Genomic DNA, 5,767 nt, shown 5'->3' on the forward strand with positions numbered 1-5,767 from the left:
TCCTCCCCCCCCCCCCCAATATAAAACTTCTTTATCTCCTTGGTCGCGGCCCGCGCCGCGGGGGGCGGGGGGGGCCCCCCGGGCCCCCCCCCCCCCCCCCCCCCCGGACCGGGTCAGCCCCGCTCGGGCCCCGTCGCGACCGGGCGTTCCGGGTCGCGCGACCACTCCGACCAGGAGCCCGCGTACAGGGCGGGCCGGAAGCCCGCCAGCTCCAGGGCCACTGCCTGCTGGGCGGCCGAGACGCCGGAGCCGCAGTAGACGCCCACGTCCGGGGTGTGCTCGCCCGCCCCGAGACCGCGGAAACGGGCGGCCAGCAACTCGGGCGCGAGGAACCGGCCCCGCGCGTCCAGGTTCTCCGTGGTCGGTGCGGAGACCGCGCCCGGAATGTGCCCGGCGACCGGGTCGATGGGCTCCACCTCGCCGCGGTAGCGCTCCTGCGCACGGGCATCGAGCAGCAGCCCGCCACGGGCCGCCGCCGCCGCGTCGTCGGCGTCCAGCAGGGGCAGCGCGCCCGGCTTCGGTTCGAACGTGCCCTCCTTCGGGGCCGGAAGCGCGGTCTCGAGCGGTCCCGGCCACGCGGCGAGCCCGCCGTCCAGCACCCGTACGTCGTCGTGCCCGGCCCAGCGCAGCATCCACCAGGCGCGCGCCGCGCCCCAGCCCTTGTCCGCGTCGTACGCGACCACGGGCGTGCCGGCCGAGACACCCGCGCGGCGCATCACGGCGCCGAAGGCGGCGACATCGGGGAGCGGATGGCGCCCGCCCTCCCCGGGCGGCCCGGCCAGCTCCGCCTCGAGATCGACGAAGACGGCGCCCGGGATGTGCCCGGCCTCGTACTCCGGCCGGCCGTGGGGCCCGCCGAGCCGGTAGCGGACGTCCAGCAGGACCGGCGGCGTGGGGCCGGCGAGTTCGTGGGCGAGATCCGCCGCGGAGATGATCGGATTCATGGGTGCCATCCTCGCGCACCGGCCTGGCGCACCGTAACGCCCCCAAAACGGATGAGTCGCATCACAACGGGCAACCTCCGGCGGGAACCCGCCATATCCGGCGCGGCCCGGCACCGCGGGCGTCGGGTGGTGACACCATCTGCTCGGGCGGGGCGGCCTTCCCCACGGCCTCCGACGCGACCGGCGCGCCCGGTCCCCCCGTACGGCCACCACGATGGTCCGAGGAGAGAGTGACGATGACCGAGGCGGCTCGGCACACGCCCGGCACTCCGTGCTGGGTGAGCCTGATGGTTCACGGCCTTGACGCGACACAGGAGTTCTACGCGGCACTGTTCGGCTGGGAGTTCTCCCCCGGGCCCACCCAACTGGGGCCCTACGTCCGCGCGATGCTCGACGGCAGGGAGGTCGCCGGCATCGGCCGTCTCCCGGCCGACCGCCATCTGCCCGTCGCCTGGACCCCGTACCTGGCGAGCGACGACGCCGACGCGACCGCGGAGGCGATCCGCAGCTGCGGCGGTACGGTCGGTGTCGGGCCGCTCGACGCCGCCGACGCGGGACGCCTGGTGATCGCGTCCGACCCGGGCGGCGCGGTGTTCGGCGTCTGGCAGGCGGCGGCGCACCTGGGCACGGCCGTGTACGGCACGCACGGGACGCCGGTCTGGAACGAGCTGCTGACCGTGGACACCTCGTCGGTCGGCAAGTTCTACCACGCGGTCTTCGGCTACGACACCGGGCCGGCCGACTCCTCCGACCGCCTCACCCTGCGCCTCGACGGCCGGCCGGTGGCGTCCGTGCGCGGAACGGGCCAGGCGCTGCCGCGTGGCCGGGGGCCGCACTGGATGACGTACTTCGAGGTCGAGGACACCGACGCGGCGGCCCATCGGACGGTGGAGCTGGGCGGCCGGGTGATCAAGGCGCCCGGACCGGGGCGCGGCGGCCGGGAGGCGACCGTCTGCGACCCGGAGGGCGCGGTCTTCACGATCGTACGGTCGGAGCCCCGCTGACGCGGCCGGCACGGTCGGCGCCGGAGGTGGCCTCGACTCCGGTCTCGACCGGCAGCACATCCGGGGAGAGAGCGGCCGCCCTGGCCGAGGCCGCCGTCATCCGGCGGCGGTGGTGACGCCGGCACAGGACCTCGTAACCGATCTCGTCCGGCGACTGGTTGACGTCCCCGACGACGACCTGAGCGCCCTCCACGACCATCACACCGCCGACGGTGCGGGCGTTGTGCGTCGCCCGCGCGCCGCACCAGCACAGCGCCTCGACCTGCAGCACCTCGACGCGGTCGGCGAGCTCGACGAGCCGCTGTGAGCCGGGGAAGAGCTTGGAACGGAAGTCGGTGGTGATACCGAAGGAGAACACGTCCAGCTCCAGGTCGTCGACGACACGGGCGAGCTGGTCGATCTGCTCGGGGGCGAGGAACTGCGCCTCGTCGGCGATCACGTAGTCGCACCGGCCGCCCTTGGACAACCGGTCGACGAGATAGGCGTAGAAGTCGAAACCCTCCGCCGCCTCGACCGCATCGGTCACCAGACCCAGGCGGGAGGAGAGCTTGCCCTCGCCGGCCCGGTCGTCACGGGTGAAGATCATGCCCTGCAGGCCGCGGGCGGACCGGTTGTGCTCGATCTGAAGAGCGAGGGTGCTCTTTCCGCAGTCCATCGTTCCGGAGAAGAACACCAGCTCGGGCATGGGAAGTCGCGACCTTTCTGGTCTGGGCTGAAGCGGGTCAGGAACGTACTTCGAGGAGCGGCACGAGCTGCTCGGCGGGGGTCATGGAACCGTGCATGCCCACCATCGCGGACTCGTTCGGTTCGTTGACCGACGCGATGACCACCACGTCGTCGTGTGCCGCCGCGACGACGTCACCGATCCGCCCGTACACCCGGTCGTCGATCCGGGGACCGAACCAGCCGGCCGCGATCGCCTCGTCACGGCTCGCCACCCAGAACTGCTCGCCCAACACCTCGCGCCACACGGTGAGCACGTCGCTCTCCGCGCCGGGGACGGCGTAGACATGGCGTGCCCTGCCCTCGCCGCCGAGCAGGGCGACGCCGGCCCGCAGCTCCCAGTCCTCGTCGAAGTCGATACGGGACTGCTCGTCGAACGGGATGTCGATCATGCCGTGGTCGGCGGTGACGTACAGCGCGGCGCGTGGCGGGAGCCGGTCGGCGAGCCGCTCGACCAGTCGGTCCACGTACATCAGCTGACCGCGCCAGGCGTCCGAGTCGATGCCGAAGCGGTGGCCCTTGCCGTCGACCTCGCTGTAGTACGTGTAGACCAGCGAGCGGTCGCCGGCGGCGAGCTGCTCGGCCGCGAGATCCACGCGTTCCTCGCCGGTCAGCCTGCCGTGGAAGGTGCCGCCGCTGAGGGCGACCTTGGTGAGCGGGGTCTGCTCGAACGTGGGCGACGACACCTGCGCGGTGTGCACCCCCGCCCGGTCGGCGAGCTGGAAGACGGTCGGGTACGGCTGCCAGGTCTTCGGCGCGGTCCACGGCTTCCAGCGCAGCTGGTTCATCAGCTCGCCGGTCTCCGGGTTGCGCACCGTGTACCCCGGCAGACCATGCGCACCGGGGGGCAGGCCGGTGCCGACGGAGGCGAGCGAGGTGGCGGTGGTCGCGGGGAAACCGGCCGTGATCGGCGTCCCCGTGCCACCGCGCGAGGTGCCGAGGAGGGACGTCAGATACGGGGCTTCCTCGGGATGCGACCTGATCTGCTCCCAGCCGAGACCGTCGATCAGGAAGACGCAGTTCCGGTCGGCGGGGGCGAGCTCCGCGATCGACGGTGCGAGCCCGGGCACGCCCTGGCCGGCGGCGAGCGTGGGCAGCAGGTCGGCGAGCGAGCCGCTGCCGTACGCGGGCGCGGGCGCGGCGTGCACGTCCAGCGACACGGGGTCGTCCGGCCACACGGCGGGCTGAGCCATCAGCGGGTGGCTGCCGTGGCTTCGGAGAGCGCCTGGGCGAAGACCAGGGTCTGGCGGACGGTGTCGGGGCCGTCGCCGGCCTCGCTGACCCGCAGGCTCAGGTCGTCGGCCGTGGAGTTGCCGGTGTAGCCGTGGTCGGCGTCGCAGTTCGGGTCGCCGCAGGCGGCGGGCTCCAGGTCGAGGCGCGAGACGGCGCCCCAGCCGATGGTCAGGACGACCTCCCGGGGCAGGGTGCCCGGGGTGTACGCCTCCGGGTTGGCGACGACGCGGCTGACCACGACGGACGAGATCCGGCCGAGCTTCACCGACTCGGTGGAGGTCGTGGCATACGGCGTCGGAGAGCTGGAGTCGGCGGCCTGCTCGTCGGTGTGGCTCACGATGAACCGGTTCGCCGTCAGGACGAGGACCGTGACATGGCGGCGGACCTCGTTCGCGTCGAACGTGGTCTCCTGGTGCACCAGGTACGACGCGATCGGCTCGCCACCGACGGCGGCCTCCACCGCCTCTGCCACGAGTGCCGGGTAGTAGCCGCTGCGCTCGATCGCCGCGCGCAGCCCCTGGGTCGTCGTACCGGTCTTCGCCATGCGGTCCATCCTACGGGCCCCCGAAGGCGCCGGTGCTCAGTAGCTGGGGAGCCTGCGGGGACCCGGATCGCTTCGGGGCGGCGGCGGCGGCGCGAGCCGTACGGACGCGTCCAGGACGGTCAGGCCGTGCTGGGCGACCACGACGGGCTCGAGGCTGATCCCGACCACTTCGGGGTGGTCGTCGACCAGCCGCGACACGCGCAGGAGCAGTTCCTCCAGCGCGGACGTGTCGACCGGCGCGGAGCCGCGCCAGCCGAACAGGAGCGGCGCCGTGCGGACGGTTCGGATCAGCTCCGCCGCATCACGGTCGGTGGCCGGGACGAGCCGGTGGGCGGTGTCGCCGAGCAGCTCGGACGCGGCACCGGCCAGCCCGAACGAGAGCACGGCCCCGACGGCCGGGTCGATCGCGGCCCGTACGACGGTGTCCACGCCGCGCGGTGCCATGGCCTGCACCACGGGCTGCAACTCGGCGGGCTTGCCGAGCAGTTCCGTCAGCTCGCGGTACGCCTGGCGGAGCTGGGTCTCGTCGGCCAGATCGAGCCGGACACCGCCGAGATCGGCGCGGTGGCGCAGATGGGGGGCGGTCGTCTTGAGCGCGACCGGGTAGCCGAGGCGCGCGGCCGCCTGCACGGCGGCGCCGGGGTCGGGCGCGGGGAGGGTGGGCCGTACGTGGATGCCGTAGCGCGCGAGGAGCGCCTGCGCGTCGGCCGCACCGAGTGCGAAGGCTCTGCTGTCCGCCGCCGCCGCGAGGATCCGCTCGATGTGCGCGGCGGCCCCGGGCTCGTCGATGTCCTCGTACTGAGGAACCCGCCCCGGCTCTGCGGCCTGCCGCCGCCACTGCCCGTACTTCACGGCCTCCGCGAGCGCCCGCACGGCCCGCTCGGCGGCCGGATACGCGGGAATCCGCCGCGCGTCCCTGCCGGGCGGGGCGGGTTCGGGCGCGTCCTGGCCCGCCTGCCCGGCGGCGGCGCTGCCGTCCGCCCCGGCGCGGGCGGTCCCAGGGCCGGCCGAGGCCGGCTGCCCGGCACGGCCTGGCGCACCCGCACCCGGGCCGGGCCCGCCACCGGCGGAGCCGGTGCCCGAGGGCACGGGGCCGCCCGGGGCCGGACCGACGCCGGGGGTCAGCAGGGCGTCGGCCGACGCGCCCAAGCCCTCCGGGGTCGACGTCGCCTGGCCCGGGGCGTACGGGCCGACGCCGCCCGACGCGGGTTCCTCCGGAGTGGGGGCATGGTCGTCGACCCGACCATCACCAGCGACTGGACACCGTTGTGGATCCGCCGGTACTTCCGACTCTCCCGCTGATACTGCGCAATGACATC

The 5,767-nt window shown here is 74.1% G+C and carries 6 protein-coding genes; 1 reads left to right on the forward strand and 5 read right to left on the reverse strand.

Annotated features, from left to right (window positions below):
* Positions 1 to 113 precede the first annotated feature (113 nt).
* Positions 114 to 944, reverse strand: a complete 831-nt coding sequence (locus tag AB0903_RS22135; protein WP_366705287.1) for a sulfurtransferase — start codon at positions 942 to 944, stop codon at positions 114 to 116.
* Positions 945 to 1,180: 236 nt separating this feature from the next.
* On the opposite strand from AB0903_RS22135, the gene AB0903_RS22140 reads away from it, so the two are divergent.
* Positions 1,181 to 1,948, forward strand: coding sequence for a VOC family protein (locus tag AB0903_RS22140; protein WP_366705289.1), 768 nt, complete (start codon positions 1,181 to 1,183; stop codon positions 1,946 to 1,948).
* On the opposite strand, the gene AB0903_RS22145 is transcribed toward AB0903_RS22140, so the two are convergent.
* The 4 genes from AB0903_RS22145 to AB0903_RS22160 all read right to left on the reverse strand — a co-directional run.
* Positions 1,920 to 2,633, reverse strand: coding sequence for a thymidine kinase (locus AB0903_RS22145; protein ID WP_366705291.1), 714 nt, complete (start codon positions 2,631 to 2,633; stop codon positions 1,920 to 1,922). The genes AB0903_RS22140 and AB0903_RS22145 overlap by 29 nt on opposite strands.
* Positions 2,634 to 2,670: 37 nt before the next feature.
* Entirely contained in the window at positions 2,671 to 3,864 is a 1,194-nt protein-coding gene (locus AB0903_RS22150; protein ID WP_366705293.1) for a nucleotide pyrophosphatase/phosphodiesterase family protein, read from the reverse strand.
* Positions 3,864 to 4,457, reverse strand: coding sequence for a DUF5998 family protein (locus AB0903_RS22155; protein WP_366705295.1), 594 nt, complete (start codon positions 4,455 to 4,457; stop codon positions 3,864 to 3,866). The genes AB0903_RS22150 and AB0903_RS22155 overlap by 1 nt, the downstream gene beginning before the upstream one ends.
* 27 nt (positions 4,458 to 4,484) lie before the next feature.
* Positions 4,485 to 5,767: acetate--CoA ligase family protein (locus AB0903_RS22160; RefSeq protein ID WP_366705297.1), on the reverse strand; the 1,283-nt coding region annotated here is incomplete at its 5' end.

Origin of the sequence: Streptomyces sp. NPDC048389 (genome assembly GCF_040706335.1) — a bacterium.
Classification (GTDB): Bacteria; Actinomycetota; Actinomycetes; order Streptomycetales; family Streptomycetaceae; genus Streptomyces.